Below are 21,321 nucleotides of genomic sequence, written 5' to 3' on the forward strand. Positions count from 1 at the left end.
CGTTTTTCAGATATTTCCCCCGCCAAAATGAAATGAATTATCATGCGCTCCATTTATTTCGTTTTAAAAAAGACAATCTTGCCGCCGCTGGATTTTTATTTTTTAAGCCTAAATAGCGGCCATAAAGAACCGCCATAATCATGAGATTGATCACAGAAAACGGCTCCATGGCCGATAGTATAGCGCCTGTCAGTTCGTTGCTTACCCACTAACAGGTAACCATAATGGAAAACAATAACCGGAAAATGGCGCATATACGCAGAGTGAGGCATTTAATGATGCCCCGATGCCGTGACTATTTCTCTTTCTCTTTTTTCTCTTTCAGATAAATTTCCCTTGGACATGGCACCCTCTTCTGCGGGACTGTCATTGCCGTCTCTCCATAGATAATACCGCCAGCCAGATGTTTTAACGCATCCTGACGGGCCGCTATTGTCCATGAACCGTACTGAACAGCATCCGGAAGATCTTCAGCCCGCCACGGCTGTGAGATGATGGTTCGCCATGATTCTGGCCATTATTTTATTAATAGTACGGCAGGTACTATTACGTATCATTATGCTTGAAAAATAACCATGGGACTGTCGATTCCTATTTAACCGAAGGCAATCTTTTGTCCCTGCTCCAGGAGAATATAATAGAATGAAACCCTTGAAAATTGTCGCCAATGCCGCGGTAAAATCATGTTTTAATAGCGAAAGGGAGACGGTTGATATAATTAATACAGATTTCTCAGATATTGCGGCGGTAGTATTATCCTTATCAGAAACCCATGGCGGCGCCATTGACGCCATCAAACTTACCGGTCTCGACATCCCTATTTTTGTCGCCATCGGCTGCCACGAAGAGCTGGCGAATCATGACCTGACAAGGGTTAACGGCGTATTTGAGCTGGGCGACGGCAATGCCGATTTTTACGGCAAACAGGTGGAGTCCGCGGCGACAAAATATGAAAAAGAATTATTGCCGCCTTTCTTTTCCACGTTAAAGAAATATGTGGAAATGGGTAATTCCTCCTTTGCCTGCCCGGGTCATCAGGGCGGGCAGTTTTTCCGTAAGCATCCGGTGGGACGCCAGTTTTTTGATTTTTTCGGCGAAACGCTGTTCCGTGCGGATATGTGTAATGCCGACGTTAAGCTGGGCGATTTGTTAATTCATGAAGGCGCGCCCTGCGCGGCGCAACAGCATGCGGCCAAAGTCTTTAACGCCGATAAAACGTATTTTGTCCTTAACGGCACCTCGGCATCGAATAAAGTGGTGACCAATGCCCTGCTGGCGCGGGGCGACCTGGTACTGTTCGATCGCAATAATCATAAATCCGTTCATCACGGCGCCTTGATCCAGGCGGGCGCGACGCCCGTTTACCTGGAGACCGCCCGTAATCCGTTCGGTTTTATCGGCGGCATCGATGCCCACTGTTTCGAGGAGGATTATCTGCGCGCGCAAATTCGCCGCGTGGCCCCCGCACGCGCAGGCGAAACCCGGCCGTTCCGTCTGGCGGTTATCCAACTGGGGACCTATGACGGCACGATATATAACGCGCGCCAGGTGGTGGATAAGATCGGCCATCTCTGCGATTACATCCTGTTTGATTCGGCCTGGGTCGGCTATGAACAGTTTATTCCCATGATGAAGGATTGTTCCCCGCTGCTGCTGGAGCTAAACGAAAACGATCCGGGCATTATCGTGACCCAGTCGGTGCATAAGCAGCAGGCCGGATTTTCCCAAACCTCGCAAATTCATAAAAAGGACCGGCATATCAAGGGGCAGGCGCGATATTGCAATCATAAGCGTTTTAACAATGCCTTTATGCTGCATGCCTCCACCAGCCCTTTTTATCCGTTGTTCGCGGCGCTGGATGTCAATGCCAGGATGCATGCCGGCGAAAGCGGCCGACGCTTGTGGGCGGATTGTGTCGCCCTGGGCATCGAGACCCGAAAGATCCTGCTGAATACCTGCTCGATGATCAGGCCCTTTGTACCGGTAAGCGTGGAAGGGCGTCCCTGGCAGGATTTTGACACCGCCGAAATGGCGCAGGACCTGCGTTTCTTTAATTTCGTGCCCGGTGAAAAATGGCATGGGTTCGACGGGTATGCGCCAAACCAGTATTTTGTCGATCCCTGCAAACTGCTGCTGACCACCCCCGGTATTGACACCGCCAGCGGCGAGTATGCCGATTTCGGCATCCCCGCGACCATCCTGGCCAACTTTCTGCGTGAAAACGGCATCGTGCCCGAGAAATGCGATCTGAACTCCATTCTGTTCCTGCTTACGCCGGCGGAAGATATGGCTAAAATGCAGCACCTGGTCGCTCAGATCGCCCGTTTTGAACGTTTTATACTGCAAGATGCGCCCTTATCCGACGTCCTGCCCGCCATTGTCGCCAGCCATGGACAACGCTACCAGGGTTATACCCTGCGACGCCTGTGCCAGGAAATGCATGACTTATATGTCAGTTACGACGTTAAACAACTGCAAAAGGACATGTTCCGCCAGGGGAACTTCCCGCGGGTGGCGATGAATCCGCAGGATGCCAACGGCGAGTTCGTGCGCGGTCATGTTGAACTGGTGCCGCTGAGCAAGGCGGAAGGCCGCATCGCCGCCGAGGGCGCGCTGCCCTACCCGCCGGGAGTGCTTTGCATGGTGCCCGGCGAAGTGTGGGGCGGCGCCGTGCAACGGTATTTCCTGGCGCTGGAGGAAGGCATCAATTTGCTGCCCGGCTTCTCGCCGGAGCTGCAGGGGGTTTATCTTGAGCGCGATCGGGATGGAATACAGCACGCCTATGGTTATGTCGTTAAACAATAAACAAAAAGGACCATGATCATGAATAAAACGAAAAATAAAATGGGCGTGGTGCAGCTCACCGTCCTGACCGCCGTGAATATGATGGGTTCCGGCATTATCATGCTGCCCACCAAACTGGCGGAGGTCGGGACCCTGTCCATTGTCTCCTGGCTGGTTACCGCCCTGGGGTCGATGGCGTTGGCCTACGCGTTCGCCAAATGCGGCATGTTCAGCCGCAAGCCCGGCGGGATGGGCGGCTATGCGGAATATGCCTTCGGCAAATCCGGTAACTTCATGGCCAATTACACCTATGGCGTTTCCCTGCTGATCGCCAATGTCGCCATTGCCATATCAGCCGTTGGCTACGGTACGGAGCTGGTGGGACAAACCCTCACGCCGCTTGGCATCTGCCTGGCCACCATCGTGGTGCTGTGGCTGGCCACCATGGCCAATTTTGGCGGCGCGCGCATTACCGGGAACATCAGCAGTATCACTATATGGGGCGTCATTATTCCAGTTGTTGGCATTTCCCTGATCGGGTGGTTTTGGTTTAGCGGCGCCGCCTACATGGCCGCCTGGAATCCCCATGCCATCCCCACCTTCGAGGCCATAGGCTCCTCCATCGCCATGACGCTTTGGGCGTTCCTGGGGCTGGAATCCGCCTGCGCCAATATGGACGTGGTGGAAAACCCGGAACGCAACGTGCCGATCGCCGTATTGGGCGGCACGCTCGGGGCAGCGGTTATCTATGTGGTCTCCACCAATGTTATCGCCGGCATCGTGCCCAACCTGGCGCTGGCGAATTCCACCGCGCCGTTCGGGCTGGCGTTTTCCTATATGTTTACGCCTTTCGTCGGCAAAATCATCATGGCGCTGATGATCATGTCATGCGTCGGTTCCCTGCTGGGCTGGCAGTTTACCATCGCCCAGGTCTTCAAATCCTCCGCCGACGCCGGCTATTTTCCCAAGGTGTTTTCCCACACGAATAAGGCGGACGCGCCGGTGAAAGGCATGCTTATCATCGTCGCCATCCAGACCGGTCTGTCGCTGATGACCATCAGCCCGTCGCTGAACAAACAGTTCAACGTGCTGGTGAACCTGGCGGTGGTCACCAACATTATTCCTTATATCCTGTCGATGGCGGCCACCGTGGTGATCCAGAAATCCGCGGGCCTGCCGCCGGCCAGGGCGCGAGTCACCAACGGCATCGCCTTTCTCGGCGCGCTATACAGCTTTTATGCGCTCTACAGCTCCGGGCAAGAGGCGATGATGTGGGGTGCGATCGTCACGTTCCTCGGCTGGACATTATACGGCATCATTTCGCCGCGCTTTGAAATGCCCGATGTTAAGCTTAACTGAACAAAGCAAGGCCAACCTAAGGGATAATTCATCATTATATTGGATGCTGATATGCAAACCATCAGTTACACCGCGCTGCGCAACAACCTGGCGCAAGCGCTTGAGTCCCTGGAACAAGGGCAAGTCCTGTGCGTTACCCGGCGCGGCCGGGCGGATGTGATCCTTAAAGGCGAAAATGGGGCAACACGCGGGCAAACGACGGAACCACCGTCCCGGACGGGAGGTTTTAGCTTCAGGATGGAGGATCTGCTGTAAACGCCGGCGGCGGCGCGGCGTTCTCCCGGCAACGGGATCGCGCCCGTCCCGCCGCGTTCCTGCGCTGCCGCGATACGGTACATAAGTGCTGAACCAAATCGAGGGTGCGCTTCCCCTGCGCCGGCGTTATCCTGTAGCGCTTACTGGTTGATTGCCGAGTCCGTCATGTTAGAAACCTCACTGTTTGTCGCCTCCATCGCCACCCTTGGCATGCTTTCTCCCGGCCCCGACTTTTTTCTGGTGATAAGGAATGCCGCCCGCTATCGCAAACGGGCCGCCATGATGACATCCCTTGGTGTGATCTGCGGCGTCGCCACCCATATGTCGTATTGCGTCGCCGGGCTGGCAGTGCTGATTACCACCACACCCTGGCTGTTTAACCTGCTGAAATACGCCGGCGCCGGATATTTGATCTGGATCGGCATCCAGGCGCTGCTATCCCGCGGCGCCGGCAGAATAAGCCTCAACGATGCCCCGCATCAGCCGGTAAGCCTGAAAACCGCTTTTATCCAGGGCTATTTGAATAACTTACTCAATCCGAAGGCCACACTGTTTTTCCTGGCGGTGTTTACCCAAGTGCTGCAGGTGCAATCGGACGTTGCCGAAAAACTCTGGTACGCGGGTATTATCCTGTTGCTGGCGCTGGTCTGGTGGCCGCTGCTGGTGCTATTAATCCAAAGCGGTCCCGTGCGCCGCGCCCTCGCCAAAACGCAAAAATTGGTGGACAAGCTGCTGGGCGGGGTGCTGATTGCCCTGGGAATCAAGGTCGCCCTGGGATAAAAAAATCGGGACGCTCCTGGAGCGTCCCGCACGGATAAGCGTATTTTGCCGCCGTATCCCGGCCACGCGCCTGGCCAGGATACGGCGATATGCCGCTATCCCTTCAGCATCGCATGCATTTCCTGAACTGAAATCACGCGTTCGGTGGGATCCGAGTTTAGCGCCATGGCGGTGGCGAAGCCGCCGTTCATGGTGGTGTCGTAGTGCACTTTATACTGCAGCGCGCTGCGGCGGATAAGCTTCGAGTCCGCGATTGCCTGGCGTCCGGCGGTGGTATTGACGATATAGGTATATTCGCCGTTTTTAATGCGGTCCTGGATATGCGGCCGCCCTTCATGCACTTTATTCACCAGGCGGGGATTGATTCCCGCTTCACCCAATATCACCGCGGTGCCGTGCGTGGCATCCAGTTCAAAGCCGTGCTTGAGCAGTTTCGCCGCCAAATCCACTACCCGGCCCTTGTCGCCGGCGCGCACCGACAGCAGCGCCCGGCCGGATTTTTTCATGCGCGACTGGCTGCCGAGCATGGCTTTGGCGAAGGCTTCGGCAAAGGTGCGGCCCACGCCCATCACCTCGCCGGTGGAGCGCATTTCCGGCCCCAGGATGGGGTCGACGCCGGGGAATTTATTAAACGGCAGCACCACTTCCTTGACCGAGTAATACGGCGGGATAACCTCTTTGGTAATGCCCTGGTCGGCCAGCGATTGCCCCACCATCACCCGGGCGGCAACCTTCGCCAGCGGCACGCCGGTGGCTTTGGAAACAAACGGCACCGTGCGCGCGGCGCGCGGATTGACTTCGATCAGATAGACTTCATTGGCCTTAACCGCGAACTGCACGTTCATCAGCCCGCGCACCCGCAGTTCAAACGCCAGTTGCTCGACCTGCCGGCGCATCACGTCCTGTATTTCCTGGCTAAGGGTATAGGCCGGCAGCGAACAGGCTGAATCGCCGGAGTGCACGCCTGCCTGCTCGATATGTTCCATAATGCCGCCAATCAGCACCTGCTGGCCGTCGCAGATGGCGTCCACGTCCACTTCCACCGCGTCGTCAAGGAAACGGTCCAGCAGCACCGGCGCGTCATTGGAGACGCTGACGGCGGTCTGGAAGTAGCGCAGCAAATCGACATCGTCGTTGACGATTTCCATCGCCCTGCCGCCCAGTACATAGGAAGGACGCACCACCAGCGGATAACCGATGGTCGCCGCCTTCTCCACCGCCTGGTCGATGGTGGTCACCGTGGCGTTGGCCGGCTGCTTGAGTCCCAGGCGTTCCACCGCCTGCTGGAAGCGCTCGCGATCTTCGGCGCGGTCAATGGAATCGGGGCTGGTGCCGATAATCGGCACGCCCGCCGCTTCAAGCTCCCGGGCCAGTTTCAGCGGGGTCTGGCCGCCGTACTGGACAATCACCCCTTTCGGCTGCTCGATGCGCACGATTTCCAGCACATCTTCAAGCGTAACGGGTTCAAAATAAAGGCGATCGGACGTGTCGTAATCGGTGGAGACCGTCTCCGGGTTACAGTTGACCATAATGGTCTCGTAACCGTCCTCGCGCAGCGCCAGCGAGGCGTGGACGCAGCAGTAGTCGAACTCGATGCCCTGGCCGATACGGTTTGGCCCGCCGCCCAGCACCATGATTTTTTCCCGGTCGCGGCTGGGATTGGATTCGCACTCTTCGTCATAGGTGGAGTACATGTAGGCGGTATCGGTGGCGAATTCCGCGGCGCAGGTATCGACCCGTTTATAGACCGGATGCAGGTTGTACTCTTCGCGCAGTTTGCGAATCTCCCCCTCCGACACGCCGGCAAGCGTCGCCAGGCGGGCATCGGCAAAGCCCTTGCGCTTCAGCTGGCGCAGGAATTCGGCGTCCAGCGCGCCGACGCCCTTCTCCGCCACCACGTTTTCAAGCGTGACCAGCTCTTCTATCTGCACCAGAAACCAGCGGTCGATATTGGTCAGGTTAAAGACGCCGTCCACCGACAGCCCGGCGCGGAAAGCATCGGCGATATACCAGATGCGATCGCAGCCGGCGTCTTTGAGTTCGCGGCGGATCTTGGTCAGCGCTTCCGGGTCGTCCAGGCTGACCTTGGGGTCAAAACCGGTGACGCCCACCTCCAGACCGCGCAGGGCTTTTTGCAGCGATTCCTGTTGCGTGCGGCCGATGGCCATCACCTCGCCCACCGACTTCATCTGCGTGGTCAGGCGGTCATTGGCGCCGGCGAACTTCTCGAAGTTAAAGCGCGGAATTTTCGTGACGACATAGTCAATGGACGGCTCGAACGAGGCGGGCGTGCGTCCGCCGGTGATATCGTTCATCAGTTCATCGAGGGTATACCCCACCGCCAGCTTGGCGGCCACCTTGGCAATCGGGAAACCGGTGGCCTTGGAGGCCAGGGCCGAGGAGCGGGAAACCCGCGGGTTCATTTCGATGATAATCAGCCGGCCGTTTTTAGGGTTTACCGAAAACTGCACGTTCGAGCCGCCGGTTTCCACGCCGATTTCACGCAATACCGCCATCGAGGCGTTACGCATGATTTGGTATTCTTTATCGGTCAGGGTTTGCGCCGGCGCCACGGTAATGGAATCGCCGGTATGGATGCCCATGGCGTCAATATTTTCAATCGAGCACACGATGATGCAGTTATCGTTTTTATCGCGCACCACCTCCATCTCGTACTCTTTCCAGCCAATCAGCGACTCATCGATCAGCAGCTCGGTGGTGGGTGACAGATCGAGGCCGCGTTCGCAGATTTCCTCGAACTCCTCGCGGTTGTAGGCAATGCCGCCGCCCGACCCGCCCATGGTAAACGACGGACGGATAATGCAGGGGAAGCCCACGTCCGCCGCCACCGCCAGCGCCTCTTCCATATTGTGGGCAAAACCGGAGCGCGCGGTCTCAAGACCGATTTTTTTCATCGCCTTATCAAAACGCTGCCGGTCTTCCGCTTTGTCGATGGCATCGGCGGTGGCGCCAATCATGGTGACGCCGAACTCCGCCAGAACGCCTTCGCGCTCCAGGTCCAGCGCGCAGTTCAGCGCGGTTTGCCCGCCCATGGTCGGCAGGATGGCGTCGGGGCGTTCTTTTTCGATGATTTTACGCACCACTTCCCAATGGATAGGCTCGATATAAGTGGCATCCGCCATATCGGGATCGGTCATGATGGTGGCCGGGTTGGAGTTCACCAGCACCACGCGGTAGCCTTCCTCACGCAGGGCCTTGCACGCCTGCGCGCCGGAGTAATCGAACTCGCACGCCTGGCCGATGACAATCGGGCCGGCGCCCAGAATCAGGATACTGGATATATCTGTACGTTTTGGCATGGTCTTGCTCCTGATTATTTTGCCTGGGAACGGTAAGTCTTGATCAACTCGATAAAATGGTCGAACAGCGGCGCGGCGTCATGCGGGCCGGGGCTGGCTTCCGGATGCCCCTGGAAACAGAACGCCGGCTTATCCGTGCGGTGCAATCCCTGTAACGAACCGTCGAACAGCGAGGTATGCGTTACGCGCAGATTCGCCGGCAGCGTGGTTTCATCCACCGCAAAACCGTGGTTCTGGGCGGTAATCATGACCCGGTTGGCGTCAATATCCTTTACCGGGTGGTTGCCGCCGTGGTGGCCGAACTTCATTTTGACGGTCTTGGCGCCGCTGGCCAGGGCCAGCAGTTGGTGGCCGAGACAGATGCCGAAGATCGGCGTCTCGGTCTCGAGAAAGGTTTTGATGGCGGCGATGGCGTAATCGCAGGGTTCGGGATCGCCCGGGCCGTTGGCGAGGAAGATGCCGTCGGGATCCATCGCCAGGACGACGTCGGCCGGCGTCTGCGCCGGCACCACCGTCAGGCGGCAGCCGCGATCCACCAGCATACGCATGATATTGCGTTTGATGCCGAAATCGTACGCCACCACATGGTAGGGCAGCGCGTCCGGCGCGGCCGGCGCAGGCAGGCCGGCATGCAATGCCCAACTGCCCTGGGTCCAGCTGTATTGCTCGGCGGTGCTGACTTCCCTGGCCAGATCCATGCCCTTCAGTCCCGGGAATTCGCGCGCTTTTTGCAAGGCCAGCGCCGCGTCAGGCGCGTCGCCGGCGATAATGCAGCCGTTCTGGGCGCCTTTTTCGCGCAATAGGCGGGTAAGTTTGCGGGTATCGATATCGGCGATACCGACGATATTATTTTGCTTGAGGTAGTCCGACAGGGAACCGGTACTGCGAAAATTACTGGCGATAAGCGGCAAATCGCGTATGACCAACCCTTGGGCCTGGATGCGGGACGATTCTTCATCTGCTTCGTTGGTGCCGACATTGCCGATATGGGGATAAGTGAGAGTAACGATTTGGCGGGAATAGGAAGGATCGGTGAGGATTTCTTGATAGCCGGTCATCGATGTATTGAAGACCACTTCCCCCACTGCCGTTCCCGCTGCCCCAATGGCCCGACCGTGGAATTGGGTTCCGTCTTCCAGAACCAACAGCGCTGACTTTATCAAAACACCCTCCAAGGAATATTCAGTCATTGTATTTGCATATTAATTCAGATTTAACGATCTTAATCAATGCAAAAAACACCTTCAAGGTAGATTTTCGGCAAATTGGGCGCATTTTAATGATGAGCTGGTCATTTGTCCACCCCGGGCTGATGTTTTTTACTAAATAATGGCAATTAAGCCGGTTACACACCTTGAAACCGCTAAAAAGCACTCATTTAGGGCATGAGTAACCGGTTGCGTGGCCAGAAATTTGTTAAAAGGAACCGGCGCAGGCGCGAAAGCGCAATAATCAGCCCAGAATGGCAATCACCAAGAAAAATAACCGCTGAAAGCCAAACTTAAAGCCATTTGGCCTTCCATTTCCATTGAAAACGATTTTTTAAGAGATAATTCCAATAAAATAAAATTATCTCTATTTAATCATAGTGATAAAATGGCAGACTTCAGGTGGCAGTAAAAAATAGAGTTATAAACTTGCCAGATCCAGCACATCAGCCATGGTATAAAGGCCCGCTTTCTGCGCTTTCAGCCATATTGCCGCCCTGACCGCGCCATTGGCAAAGGTCATGCGGCTGGAAGCCTTATGGGTAATCTCAATACGTTCGCCGTTATCGGCAAACATCGCGGTATGTTCGCCGACAATGTCCCCGGCGCGTATGGCGGCGAAGCCGATGGAATGGGGCACACGCTCGCCGGTATGGCCCTCGCGACTGTATACGGCGCAGTCCTTGAGGTTGCGGCCCAGCGCCCCGGCGATGGTTTCCCCCATGGCAAGCGCGGTGCCAGAAGGCGCGTCCACCTTGTGACGGTGGTGCGCCTCGATGATCTCGATGTCGCAATAGTCGCCCATAACCCTGGCGGCCTTATCCAGTAATTTCAGCATAACGTTGACCCCCACGCTGAAATTAGCGGCAAAGACAATGCCGATCTGCCCGGCGGCTTGCCCGATTCGCGCCTTCTGCCCCTCGTCAAAACCGGTAGTGCCGATAATCATGCCTTTGCCATGCAGCCGACAAAATTCCATATGCGTCAGGGTGCCTTCCGGCCGGGTAAAATCGATAAAGATATCAAAGTCATCTTTAATGGCTTCCAGGCTGTCGCCGACCCTTATCCCCAACGCGCCCTGCCCGGCCAACTCCCCTGCGTCCGCGCCAATCAGGCTTGAGCCGGCGCGCTCGAGCGCCGCCCCCAGGCGCGCCTGTTCCGATTGCAGTACCGCCTGGATCAGTTGGCGGCCCATACGGCCGCCCGCACCGGCGATGGCGATGCGAACTGGTGTTACGCTCATAGACACTCTCTGTTGGTTGGCATGATAAAATCAGTTTAGGGTAACCGCCGTCCCGGATTGCCGCCAGCGGATTTCCCCTGGAATTAGCATTATATGTCAGAAGCCGGCTTTCATCAGTCACGGCAATGGACCGGGCCGGGTGCGGCCGCAGCGCGGGAGAAATGAATGTTTATTCATCTCCCGGCCGGTGCCGGGCGCGGATGATCCGGCGCGAAGCGGCTATACTGGATATCTACAGCCGAACACTCGCCACGGAGAGACAGGATGAGTCCTTTTTTTACCTCAACAATCCAGGCCATTGGGGATTATCGCGCCGCCCTGGGCGAAACGCCGGTCTGGTGCAGCCGTAGCCAATCGCTGCTGTGGGTAGATATTTTGCAACAGCGCCTGTTGCGCTATTGGCCCTCCCGGGGATGCGTCGAACAGCGCCGGTTGGATTGTCTGTTCAGCGCGGCGCTGCCGACCGAGCGGGAAGAGCAGTTCCTGATCGTGGCGCAGCAGGGCATACTGCTTTATCACTATGAAAAGAGCAGCGCCGGCCGGGATACCCCACGCCTTGAGCTCCTGTGCCCCTACCCGGCCGACGCCGCCGGCACCCGGCCAAACGAGGCGGCCATCGCCCCCGACGGCTCATTATGGTTTAGCACCATGGACCTGGCGGAAGAGCGTCCTATCGGCGGCTGGTACCGCTTTGCCGCCGGCGAAGCGCGGCCGCGGAGCATGATGGGCCATGTCACCATCCCCAATACCCTGGCGTGGCATGGCGACCGGGTGTGGTTTGCCGACAGCGCCGAAAAACGGTTTTACGCCAGCGACGCCGCCGCCATCAATACCGCCCGCCTGCGGGTATTCGATGCCGGAGACAAGACCCCCGACGGTTCGGCGCTGACCGCGGCCGGAGAACTGATCAACGCGCGCTTCGGCCATGGCTGCCTGAGCCGCTACGCCATCGGCGATGGCGAACTGACGCTAATCGAGGATCTGCCGTTACCGGTACGCCAACCGAGCTGCTGTGCTTTCGGCGGCCCCGGGCGTAATGAATTATTTATCACCAGCGCCGGCAAAAATCTCGATCCTCCCGGCGCGCTCGACGGCGCGTTGCTGCATGTTTATACCAGCGCCGTCGGCGCCCCGGAATACCGGTTCAGACTGTAGAACAGGGATAAAAAACCGGCACATCCCATTGAATACGATCAATTTGACTGCCGCCAAATTGATCGATCGCCAAAAGGGATTTGAAGCCCCTCTCTTGCACGTCCTGGGGCACGATAAGAACAGGTTTACCGCGTCGCCGCATCAAACCGCCGCGGGCGACTGGAAATGTCATTTACAGGGCATGCGGCGCAAGCAAAAGCCGGTCTTACTCCACCACCCTCACATTCACCCGCAGCTCCTTCGGCACCTCGAACACAATATTCTCCTCGCGCCCGATCAGTTCCTCCGCCCCCTCGCCACCGAGCCCCTGCAGACGCGCAATCACCTCCCGCACCAGAATATCCGGCGCGGAAGCGCCGGCGGTTACCCCGATGGTATCGATACCCTGCAGCCAGCTTTCCTGGATATCCGCCGCGGTATCGATAAGATAGGCCGGTTTGCCCACCCGCTGGGCCAGCTCGGCCAGCCGGTTGGAGTTAGACGAGTTTTTCGAGCCGACCACCAGCACCACGTCAGCATCGGCGGCCAGCTCGCGCACCGCTTCCTGGCGGTTGGTGGTGGCATAACAGATATCGTCTTTACGCGGTCCGATAATCAACGGAAACCGTTCGCGCAGCGCGTCGATAACATCCGAGGTATCGTCCACCGACAGCGTGGTCTGGGTCATAAAGCACAGGTTGGCATCGTCCTTCACCCGCAGTTTCCAGACATCCTTGGGCGACTCCACCAGGTACATGCCGCCGTTGGGGTTATTGTATTGCCCCATGGTGCCCTCGACCTCCGGATGCCCGGCGTGACCAATCAAAATGGCTTCCGTTCCTTTACGGCTGGCGCGCGCCACTTCCATATGCACCTTGGTCACCAGCGGGCAGGTCGCGTCGAATACCGTCAAATCGCGGTTTTTCGCCTCGGCGCGCACCGCCTGCGATACGCCGTGGGCCGAGAAAATCAGGATAGAGCCGTCGGGCACTTCGTCGATTTGCTCGATAAAAATGGCGCCGCTGGCGCGCAGCGACTCCACCACATAGCGATTGTGCACCACTTCGTGACGCACGTAGATCGGCGCGCCGTAAATCTCCAGCGCGCGTTCGACAATACTGATGGCCCGGTCGACACCGGCGCAAAAACCCCGCGGGTTAGCCAGTAAGATGCGCATGTTTATCCTCCTGCTGCGGATCAATTGCCAATACGTCGATATCGAAATAGACCGTGCGGCCCGCCAGCGGATGGTTAAAATCCACGGTGATCGACTCCTCGGCCACGTCACGAATCAATCCGGGCATTTCATTACCGCTGATGGCGGTAAACAGCATAATGGTGCCCACGTCGGGCACGCCGGTTTCGATAAAATCCCGGCGGGAAAAAAACTGGATCAAATCCGGATTAACCGGCCCGAACGCCGACTCCGGCGCCAGGGAAAACGATTTTTTATCCCCCACGCGCAGCCCGAGCAACGACTGTTCAAGGGCCGGTGAAAGGCTATCATCGCCAAGACGGAACAGCGCCGGTTTATTTTCGCGCCGGGTGGATTCGGCGAGGGTGCCATCCTCGAGTTTAAGGTCGAAATGCACCAGCACCGCGCTGTCGGACTGCACCTGTTCGGACATGCCGCTTAACCTTTCTGCTTAGCCGTTTTATCGGCCGGATGCATAAACCCTTCCAGCACGATCAGGAGTGCGCCGATACAAATGGCCGAATCCGCCACGTTGAAGGTGGGGAAGTGCCAGTCACCGACATAAAAATCAATGAAATCGATGACCACGCCATGCACCAGGCGGTCAAAGAGATTGCCCAGCGCGCCGCCGATAATCAAGGCGTAGGCGCAATTGGTCATTCTTTGGCGGCTGTCTGAACGGTACATTAATATCATCAACGCCACGGCGATGACCAGGGCGATAATGGCAAACATCCAACGCTGCCATCCCCCTTTATCGGCCAGAAAACTGAACGCCGCGCCATAGTTGTGGGCATAAAAAATGTTAAAAAACGGGATCAGCGGCAACGTCTCATGCAACATAAAATGCTGCATGATCAACTGCTTGCTGCCCAGGTCGATAATCAGTACGACCAGCGCCAGCCAAAGCCAGCGCAGACCGGTGGATGCTAAGGATTTACTCATCAGACAAATTTACGCTCTTCGCCCGGGCCGGCCACGTTAGTGACGCAACGCCCGCAAATTTCGGGATGCCCGGCGTCAGCGCCGATATCGGTTTCAAAATGCCAGCAACGCGGGCATTTTTCACCATCGGCCTTAGCCAGGGCGATTTTAAGGCCCTTCAATCCTTCGCACTGCTGGGCATCCTCTCCCGCCGCGCTGTAATCGGCCACATCGGCGCGCGAAGTCAGCAGGGCAAAATACAACTCTTCACCCAGCGCCCCCAGCGTTTTCGCCAGGGCCGGTTCGGCATACAGGGTGACCCGGGCCTCCAGCGACCCGCCGATGATTTTATCGGCGCGGGCCTGCTCAAGCACTTTGTTCACTTCGCCGCGCACCTTCAACACCTGTTCCCAGTAAGCGTCGTTCATGGTTTCACCGGCGTCCAGTCCGAACAACCCTTCATACCACTCTTCGGTGAAGACATACTGGGCGCGTTCACCCGGCATGAAGCCCCAGATCTCATCGGCGGTAAAAGACAGGATCGGCGCCATCCAGCGCACCAGCGCTTCGGCGATATGGTACAGCGCGGTCTGGCAACTGCGGCGGGCGATACTGTCGGCCTGGGTGGTGTACTGGCGATCTTTGATGATATCCAGGTAAAAAGACCCCATTTCCACCGAGCAGAACTGCATCATGCGCTGCACGACGTTATGGAAGTCATAGCTGTCGTAGGCGGCGATGATTTCCGCCTGCGCCGCCTGCGCCCGGCCCACGGCCCAGCGATCCAGCACCACCATCTCCTGCGGCTTGACGCTGTGCAGCGCCGGGTCGAACCCATTCAGGTTGGCCAGCAGGAACCGCGCGGTATTGCGAATACGCCGGTACGCGTCGGCGGAGCGCTTAAGGATCTCGTCGGAGACCGCCATTTCACCGGTATAATCGGTGGAAGCCACCCACAGACGCAGGATGTCCCCGCCGAGTTTATCCATCACCTGCTGCGGGCTGACCACGTTGCCGATGGATTTGGACATTTTACGCCCCTGCCCGTCGACGGTAAAACCGTGGGTCAGCACCTGGCGATAGGGCGCCTGGCCTTTGATGGCGGTGGAAATCATCAGCGACGACATAAACCAGCCGCGATGCTGGTCGGAACCTTCCAGGTACATATCCGGCTCGTGGCCGCCGAATTCCGGGCGGACCGCTACCACGGACGAGTGCGTCGAACCGGAGTCGAACCACACGTCCAGGGTATCCGGCACTTTGGTATACTCGGCCGCCTCAGCCCCGAGGATAGCGGCGGGATCCAGATCCCACCAGGCCTGGATGCCGTCTTTCTCGACCCGTTTGGCCACTTCTTCCATCAACTCCAGCGTGCGCGGATGGAGCTCCTCGGTATCCTTATGGACAAACAGCGACATCGGCACGCCCCAGGTGCGCTGGCGCGAGATACACCAGTCGGGACGATTGGCCACCATATTTTCGATGCGCGCCTGTCCCCAGCCCGGGATCCACTGCACTTCTCTGATTTCTTCCAGGGAACGTTTGCGCAGCCCTTTCTGATCCATGCTGATAAACCACTGCGGCGTGGCGCGGAAAATGATGGGGGTCTTATGACGCCAGCAGTGCGGATAGCTGTGCACCAGCTTTTCCACATGCACCAGCGCGCCGTGCGCGCGCAATAATTCGACCACCACATCGTTGGCCTTGAACACCTGCAGCCCGTCGAGATCCGGATAGGTCCCCGGCAGGTAGCACCCGTCCGGCCCCACCGGATTGGCGACCTCCAGGCCGTATTGCTGGCCGATGACATAATCGTCCGGGCCATGGCCGGGCGCGGTATGCACCGCGCCGGTACCGGCTTCCAGCGTCACATGCTGACCCAGGATCGCCGGCACGTCGAAGCCCATAAACGGGTGGCGAAAGCGCAGCAGTTCCAGCGCGCCGCCTTTACAACTGCCCAGCACGGTCCATTGGGCGATACCCGCACGCTGCATTACGCTTGCCACCAGGTCGGCGGCCAGTATCCAGTTTTGCCCGTCCACCGCGACCAGCTGATACTCGAAGTCCGGATGGACCGAAATCGCCCGGTTGGCCGGCAGGGTCCAGGGCGTGGTGGTCCAGATCACCAGCGACACCGGCCCGGCAACCCCGCTCACGCCGAATTTTGCCGCCACGGCGTCGGCGTCGACCGCTTGGAAAGCCACGTCGATGGAGGGCGAGGTGCGATCGTAATACTCGACTTCCGCCTCAGCCAGCGCGGAACGGCAGTCGATACACCAATGCACCGGCTTGGCGCCTTTATGCAGATGGCCGTTGGCGATGATTTTGCCGAGCGAACGGATAATATTGGCTTCGGTGCCGAAATCCATCGTCAGGTAAGGATGATCCCATTCGCCCAGCACGCCCAGGCGGATAAAATCTTTTTTCTGGCCTTCCACTTGCTCGGCGGCATATTTGCGGCAGGCGGCGCGGAATTCCGCGGCGCTGACCTTTTCGCCCGGCTTGCCAATCATCTGTTCAACTTTCAGCTCAATCGGCAGGCCGTGGCAATCCCAGCCCGGCACATAGGGGGAGTCATAGCCCATCAAGCCTTTGGACTTGATAATAATGTCTTTGAGAATCTTATTAACCGAGTGACCGATATGGATACTGCCGTTGGCATACGGAGGGCCGTCATGCAGGATAAAGGTTTTCTTGCCTTTTTTAGCGTTACGGATAATCCCGTACAGGTCCTGTTCATACCAGCGTTGCAGCATGCCAGGCTCGCGCTTGGCCAGATCGCCGCGCATCGGGAACCCTGTGTCCGGCAAATTCAGGGTGTTTTTGTAATCACTCATTCGATTCTCGGTTCCGTTTTCGGTTAGAGCGTTTAGAGGGGTGCCGTCAGTCCGAAGAATTCCCGGCCGTTCACCACATCATTCGCGATTTGCCGCTTTAGCTCATCAAGGGAGGCAAACCGTTGTTCATTGCGCAGTTTTGCGCGTATCACCACTTCTATATGGCGGCCATAAAGATCCTGCGCCATATCCATTAAATGCACTTCAAGCCGCGGACGAAGCCCCGCCACCGTCGGGCGGGTGCCGATATTGGCCACACCGGGCAACGGCTGCGCCGCCAGTCCGCCGACCTCCACCGCATAGACCCCGTTAATGGGCGCTGGACGGCCCTTTAAGGAGACGTTGGCCGTGGGGAAGCCAAGGGTGCGGCCCAGCTCGTCGCCGTGCTCCACGCGCCCGGAAATACGGTAAGGATGGCCAAGGAGCATCTCGGCGACAACCAGCTGGTCGTTGCAAAGCGCCTCCCGTACCGCCGTGCTGCTGATACGCTTACCGCCCTCCGTATACGTGGCGGTGCTCATGACATCAAAGCCCGCCGCGATACCCGCCTGCTGCAAAAAGGCGAAATCGCCCCGCCGCCCGGCGCCGAAGCGAAAATCGTCGCCGACGCAAAGAAACCTGACGCCGAGCTTTTTCACCAGCAGCTCCGCGACAAACGACTCGGCGCCGATGGCCGCGAACCGCGTATCGAAGGTTACGCACAATACTACGTCTACCCCGGCCTGGGCCAGGTACTTCACTTTATCCCGCAGGCGGGTCAACCGCGCCGGTGCGTCCCGGCCGGCAAAATGTTCCTGCGGCTGGGGCTCGAATATCATTACCATTACCGGCAAGCCGCGTTTGCGGCCTTCGGTCTGCAATTGTGCAATCAACGCCTGATGCCCACGATGGAAACCATCAAAATTGCCAATAGTGAGCACGCACCCTTGGGGACGCGCCTGCAGGTTATGTAAACCGCGAATAAGCTTCATAGCAGGCTCAAGACTGAGGAAATCGGCGGATTATACCTTGTACAGCCGCTAAGGTTAACCCGCGAATCCAATCTTTGACAGTAACGACGGTGAAAGTCATGCTTATTTTGCCCGACCAGGGTTTTTTCGCAGGTTATTCTGCCGGACAGGACATTTCCCCGCCCGGCCGACGGGCGCCGCGCCGCGAATTGGTTTGTTTATTACAGATAATCGCTTTTTTATCGTCTAAGGCTGTATTCCGCGCGCTGAAACTGGTAGAATCCTGCGCCATCACATTGTAACAGGCGTTGCGTAGTCAAGCGGCGCTTATTTGCACAAATCCATTGACAAAAGAAGGCCGAAAGGGCATATTCCTCGGCCTTTGAATTGTCTCATAGAACATGTTTGGGAGTTGGACCTTGGCTAATATCAAATCAGCTAAGAAACGCGCCGTACAGTCTGAGAAGCGTCGTCAGCACAATGCCAGCCGTCGCTCTATGATGCGTACTTTTATCAAAAAAGTATACGCGGCTATCGATGCAGGTGATAAAGATGCAGCGCAGAATGCTTTTTCTGCCATGCAACCCATTGTGGACCGTCAGGCCAGTAAAGGTTTGATCCACAAAAACAAAGCAGCGCGTCATAAATCTAATCTGACCGCGCGTATCAACGCAATGCAGTAAGATCTGTTCTTACGTTGGTGTTTTGTTAAAAAAACCGGCTTCGGCCGGTTTTTTTGCATCTGGCGTTTGCCTCCGATTCTTCAGCGCCGCGCTTAGCGTTGATGGCGTAGCGCGGCGCTAACCTGTTGGTCAGGAGCGGGCCGGGGCGGGCTTATGCGTCGGCAGCGCCAGGCGCAGCGATATATAGCCCAAGATCGCCGCCACCACCGAACCGGACAGAATGCCGAGCTTGGCATAGGTTATACTGTCCGGACTTACCCCCGGCACGCCGAACGCCAGCCCGGCGATAAAGATCGACATGGTAAAGCCGATACCGCACAGCACCGCGGCGGCGGCAATCTGGCTAAAGGCCACGCCGTCGGGCAGCCGGGCCAATCCCAGCCTGATGGATGCAAAACAAAACAGCAGGATGCCCAGCGGCTTACCCAGCACCAGCCCCACGGCAATGCCGGCCGGCAGCACCGACATCAGGCTGGCGGGGGTTAAGCCATGCAGGCCTACGCCGGCGTTGGCAAAGGCGAACAGCGGCAGGATAAGATAAACCACCCAGGGCTGGATCGCGTGCTCAAGCACCAGGGCGGGAGAATACGCCTGGGTCTGCGGCGCTGAGGCCGGAGCCCCAGGCCGTGACGGCAAACGCAGGGGGATCAGGGCGCCGAGTATCACCCCGGCGAGAGTGGCATGAATGCCCGATAACAGCACGCAGCCCCACAGCACCGCGCCGGCCAGCAGATAAAGTCCGATATGACGCACATTGCTGCGGTTCATCATCACCAGCACCGCAATCGTCGCCGCCACGCCCGCCAGGGCGATTAACGACAAATCGTGATTGTAGAATACCGCGATAATTACGATGGCGCCTAAATCGTCAATAATGGCCAGCGCCAGTAAAAAAGCCTTTAAACTGGCGGGCACCCGTTTTCCCAACAGCGCCATCACGCCTACCGCAAACGCGATATCCGTGGCGGTGGGAATAGCCCAGCCGGCATGATTGGCCGGCGTGTTCCAGTTAATCAGCGTATAGATAATCGCCGGGGCTATCATGCCGCCCAGCGCGGCAATGGCGGGGAACGCCGCCTGGCTGCGGCTGGCGAGCGCGCCTTCCATCAGTTCGCGCTTCACCTCCAGCCCGATCATCAAAAAGAAAATCGCCATCAAGCCGTCGTTGATCAAAAAAAGCAGCGTCAATGGCGAGGCGTGGCCGGCGGAGGCGCCCTGGGGAAAATAAATCAGCGCTTCATAGGCCGCCTGCGCCGGCGTGTTGGCCATGATCAGCGCAATTAACGCGGCTAAAATCAACAATACGCCGCCCGAGGCTTCGTGATTTAACCAGCGGTGAATAAGAGAAGACACAATATATCCTTGAAGTGCGCACAATGGATTTATTGTGCGGGATGGCGGGAGCCAGGTAAATAAAAACCCAACATCGCCGGCGCGTTATTTAGCGCGGCTCGCAAAAATACCCCGGCGGCCGGGCTGGAGGATTGACCGCCGGTTTACCCGCCGCCGCGGCGCGCCGGTAATGCGGATGTTTAGCACGCCGGGGGCTGGCGCGGCTCGTGCACCGGACATTGATTCAGGTCGCTGCGCTGCGCCACCGACACCGGGTACGCCAGCCGGCGCGCCCGCATAATGTCGCCCAGCGGCCGATGGGCGGTGACGCCATGCCAGGGCTGGAAGGAAAGACCGTCGTCCATGGCACGGGAGCGCCCGGGCGACCAGCTTTGCTGCGGCTCGACAATAATCGACGCCAACGGCAGGTAGGGATTATCCTGCTCGGGCCAGGCCACCGAGGCATCTTCAACGGGATTTTCCGCCAAATCCCGGCACAGCTGCGCCCTGAGGGTCCAGGCGCCGCCCTCCCGCGCCAGAATGCGCGCCACCTCCTCCCGCAGCGCGTCCCGCCGTCCGGCCAGCGCGAACGCCTTGCCCGCCAGCGCCAGGAAATTGGCCGATTCCGGCACCACGTCCAGTTTGGCGATATAATCACCGAAGCGGCTGGCTACCTGGGTAAAGTAGCGATCCCCCAGCGGATTGGTGAGCGGATAGCCGCCCAGGGCTTGCAGCAATCCGGTGTTGACGTCCAGCGTCTTCAGGGCGCGCACCAGCGGGCGCAGGACGGCGGATAAGGCTGCTTTGGCCCACTCCGCCCGACCGGTGGTCGCGGCCAGCAGTTTCAGGTTTTTCAGGAACGCCCGGCTGTCCGCTGCGGTAAAGGCGGGTCCCGTGGCCAGTAAAAAATCCTGGGTCAGGTCGTTTTCCGACCCGGGCAACCGTTCCCCTGCCACATCCAGCACCTTGATCGCCAGGCCACGCGGCAGGGAAACCCCGTCGCGCAACACGTCGCCGGGGATGGTCGAAATACGCAGCAGCACGTCATAGCTACGCGGCCTGGCAAAAATACCCTGGGCCAGCTCAGGCGCCAGGGAGCTGTGCACAACCAGCCGGCCTTGCAGCAGGGCGTGGCTTTTGGCATGGACGCCGCGCTGGGCATGGCCCAAATCACGGTGTGTCTTGCCGATGATGTGCTTAAATACGTCGGCGATTTGCCGATGGGTCTGCTCTTCGTCGGGTCGGTACGTCTCTATGGACGGCGTGAAGGGGACTGCCGGGCGGAGTGCGGCACGGGCCATGGCGTCTATCTCCAGA

At 58.1% G+C, this 21,321-nt stretch carries 17 protein-coding genes; 7 read left to right on the forward strand and 10 right to left on the reverse strand.

Annotation, left to right across the window (positions count from 1 at the left end; all coding sequences use genetic code 11):
• Positions 1–245: 245 nt before the first annotated feature.
• The 5 genes from speFL to ACL2XG_RS11630 all read left to right on the forward strand — a co-directional run bounded on the left by speFL (position 246) and on the right by ACL2XG_RS11630 (position 5,178).
• Entirely contained in the window at positions 246–329 is an 84-nt protein-coding gene (gene speFL, locus ACL2XG_RS11610; protein WP_410016626.1) for a leader peptide SpeFL, read from the forward strand.
• A gap of 313 nt (positions 330–642) precedes the next feature.
• Positions 643–2,805, forward strand: a complete 2,163-nt coding sequence (speF, locus tag ACL2XG_RS11615) for an ornithine decarboxylase SpeF (RefSeq protein WP_413722121.1) — start codon at positions 643–645, stop codon at positions 2,803–2,805.
• An 18-nt stretch (positions 2,806–2,823) separates the two neighbouring features.
• Positions 2,824–4,143, forward strand: a complete 1,320-nt coding sequence (gene potE / locus ACL2XG_RS11620) for a putrescine-ornithine antiporter (RefSeq protein WP_410016453.1) — start codon at positions 2,824–2,826, stop codon at positions 4,141–4,143.
• A gap of 51 nt (positions 4,144–4,194) precedes the next feature.
• Positions 4,195–4,398, forward strand: coding sequence for a type II toxin-antitoxin system Phd/YefM family antitoxin (locus ACL2XG_RS11625; protein ID WP_410016454.1), 204 nt, complete (start codon positions 4,195–4,197; stop codon positions 4,396–4,398).
• 165 nt (positions 4,399–4,563) lie between these two features.
• Positions 4,564–5,178, forward strand: a complete 615-nt coding sequence (locus ACL2XG_RS11630; protein WP_410016455.1) for a LysE family translocator — start codon at positions 4,564–4,566, stop codon at positions 5,176–5,178.
• A 95-nt stretch (positions 5,179–5,273) separates the two neighbouring features.
• On the opposite strand, the gene carB is transcribed toward ACL2XG_RS11630, so the two are convergent.
• The 3 genes from carB to dapB form a co-directional block, all read right to left on the reverse strand.
• Complete coding sequence (gene carB / locus ACL2XG_RS11635; RefSeq protein ID WP_410016456.1) at positions 5,274–8,498, reverse strand: carbamoyl-phosphate synthase large subunit; 3,225 nt, start codon at positions 8,496–8,498, stop codon at positions 5,274–5,276.
• A 14-nt stretch (positions 8,499–8,512) separates the two neighbouring features.
• Complete coding sequence (gene carA, locus ACL2XG_RS11640) at positions 8,513–9,661, reverse strand: glutamine-hydrolyzing carbamoyl-phosphate synthase small subunit (RefSeq protein WP_410016457.1); 1,149 nt, start codon at positions 9,659–9,661, stop codon at positions 8,513–8,515.
• 466 nt (positions 9,662–10,127) lie between these two features.
• The gene (dapB, locus tag ACL2XG_RS11645; protein ID WP_413722120.1) at positions 10,128–10,949 is read right to left on the reverse strand and encodes a 4-hydroxy-tetrahydrodipicolinate reductase; all 822 of its coding nucleotides are present in this window, start codon (positions 10,947–10,949) and stop codon (positions 10,128–10,130) included.
• 264 nt (positions 10,950–11,213) lie between these two features.
• Here dapB and ACL2XG_RS11650 point away from each other — a divergent pair, with 264 nt between their 5' ends.
• On the forward strand, positions 11,214–12,104 hold the full coding sequence (locus ACL2XG_RS11650) for an SMP-30/gluconolactonase/LRE family protein (protein ID WP_413722119.1): 891 nt from the start codon (positions 11,214–11,216) through the stop codon (positions 12,102–12,104).
• A gap of 205 nt (positions 12,105–12,309) precedes the next feature.
• On the opposite strand, the gene ispH is transcribed toward ACL2XG_RS11650, so the two are convergent.
• The 5 genes from ispH to ribF are packed head-to-tail and all read right to left on the reverse strand — an operon-like array spanning position 12,310 to position 18,010.
• Positions 12,310–13,260: a 4-hydroxy-3-methylbut-2-enyl diphosphate reductase gene (ispH, locus tag ACL2XG_RS11655; protein ID WP_410016460.1), complete on the reverse strand. Its 951-nt coding sequence runs from the start codon at positions 13,258–13,260 to the stop codon at positions 12,310–12,312.
• Positions 13,241–13,711 carry an FKBP-type peptidyl-prolyl cis-trans isomerase gene (gene fkpB, locus ACL2XG_RS11660; protein WP_413722118.1) on the reverse strand — a complete coding sequence of 157 codons (471 nt, stop codon included), beginning with the start codon at positions 13,709–13,711 and terminating at the stop codon, positions 13,241–13,243. The genes ispH and fkpB overlap by 20 nt, the downstream gene beginning before the upstream one ends.
• Positions 13,712–13,716: 5 nt before the next feature.
• Positions 13,717–14,223: a signal peptidase II gene (gene lspA / locus ACL2XG_RS11665; protein ID WP_410016462.1), complete on the reverse strand. Its 507-nt coding sequence runs from the start codon at positions 14,221–14,223 to the stop codon at positions 13,717–13,719.
• A complete protein-coding gene (gene ileS / locus ACL2XG_RS11670) occupies positions 14,223–17,039 on the reverse strand; it encodes an isoleucine--tRNA ligase (RefSeq protein ID WP_413722117.1) in 2,817 nt (938 codons plus the stop codon). Before ileS ends, lspA begins: the two co-directional genes overlap by 1 nt.
• Before the next feature lie 32 nt (positions 17,040–17,071).
• Positions 17,072–18,010 (reverse strand): bifunctional riboflavin kinase/FAD synthetase, encoded by a 939-nt coding sequence (ribF, locus tag ACL2XG_RS11675; protein ID WP_410016464.1) that lies wholly within the window; start codon positions 18,008–18,010, stop codon positions 17,072–17,074.
• A gap of 398 nt (positions 18,011–18,408) precedes the next feature.
• Between ribF and rpsT the strand changes: the two genes are divergently transcribed.
• On the forward strand, positions 18,409–18,672 hold the full coding sequence (gene rpsT / locus ACL2XG_RS11680) for a 30S ribosomal protein S20 (RefSeq protein WP_162364018.1): 264 nt from the start codon (positions 18,409–18,411) through the stop codon (positions 18,670–18,672).
• A 129-nt stretch (positions 18,673–18,801) separates the two neighbouring features.
• Here rpsT and nhaA read toward each other — a convergent pair whose 3' ends face one another.
• Positions 18,802–20,025, reverse strand: a complete 1,224-nt coding sequence (gene nhaA, locus ACL2XG_RS11685) for a Na+/H+ antiporter NhaA (RefSeq protein WP_413722116.1) — start codon at positions 20,023–20,025, stop codon at positions 18,802–18,804.
• Between the two features lie 179 nt (positions 20,026–20,204).
• Entirely contained in the window at positions 20,205–21,305 is a 1,101-nt protein-coding gene (locus ACL2XG_RS11690) for a catalase family protein (RefSeq protein ID WP_413722115.1), read from the reverse strand.
• Between the last annotated feature and the right edge of the window lie 16 nt (positions 21,306–21,321).

Origin of the sequence: Sodalis sp. RH24 (assembly GCF_047324145.1) — a bacterium.
GTDB lineage: Bacteria > Pseudomonadota > Gammaproteobacteria > Enterobacterales > Enterobacteriaceae > Acerihabitans.

What these genes read in the sequence shown, in the direction of transcription:
- speFL (WP_410016626.1), top strand. Translation starts at nt 246, where the DNA reads ATGGCGCATATACGCAGAGTGAGGCATTTAATGATGCCCCGATGCCGT.
- speF (WP_413722121.1), top strand. Translation starts at nt 643, where the DNA reads ATGAAACCCTTGAAAATTGTCGCCAATGCCGCGGTAAAATCATGTTTT.
- potE (WP_410016453.1), top strand. Translation starts at nt 2,824, where the DNA reads ATGAATAAAACGAAAAATAAAATGGGCGTGGTGCAGCTCACCGTCCTG.
- ACL2XG_RS11625 (WP_410016454.1), top strand. Translation starts at nt 4,195, where the DNA reads ATGCAAACCATCAGTTACACCGCGCTGCGCAACAACCTGGCGCAAGCG.
- ACL2XG_RS11630 (WP_410016455.1), top strand. Translation starts at nt 4,564, where the DNA reads ATGTTAGAAACCTCACTGTTTGTCGCCTCCATCGCCACCCTTGGCATG.
- carB (WP_410016456.1), bottom strand. Translation starts at nt 8,498, where the DNA reads ATGCCAAAACGTACAGATATATCCAGTATCCTGATTCTGGGCGCCGGC.
- dapB (WP_413722120.1), bottom strand. Translation starts at nt 10,949, where the DNA reads ATGAGCGTAACACCAGTTCGCATCGCCATCGCCGGTGCGGGCGGCCGT.
- ACL2XG_RS11650 (WP_413722119.1), top strand. Translation starts at nt 11,214, where the DNA reads ATGAGTCCTTTTTTTACCTCAACAATCCAGGCCATTGGGGATTATCGC.
- ispH (WP_410016460.1), bottom strand. Translation starts at nt 13,260, where the DNA reads ATGCGCATCTTACTGGCTAACCCGCGGGGTTTTTGCGCCGGTGTCGAC.
- fkpB (WP_413722118.1), bottom strand. Translation starts at nt 13,711, where the DNA reads ATGTCCGAACAGGTGCAGTCCGACAGCGCGGTGCTGGTGCATTTCGAC.
- lspA (WP_410016462.1), bottom strand. Translation starts at nt 14,223, where the DNA reads ATGAGTAAATCCTTAGCATCCACCGGTCTGCGCTGGCTTTGGCTGGCG.
- ileS (WP_413722117.1), bottom strand. Translation starts at nt 17,039, where the DNA reads ATGAGTGATTACAAAAACACCCTGAATTTGCCGGACACAGGGTTCCCG.
- ribF (WP_410016464.1), bottom strand. Translation starts at nt 18,010, where the DNA reads ATGAAGCTTATTCGCGGTTTACATAACCTGCAGGCGCGTCCCCAAGGG.
- ACL2XG_RS11690 (WP_413722115.1), bottom strand. Translation starts at nt 21,305, where the DNA reads ATGGCCCGTGCCGCACTCCGCCCGGCAGTCCCCTTCACGCCGTCCATA.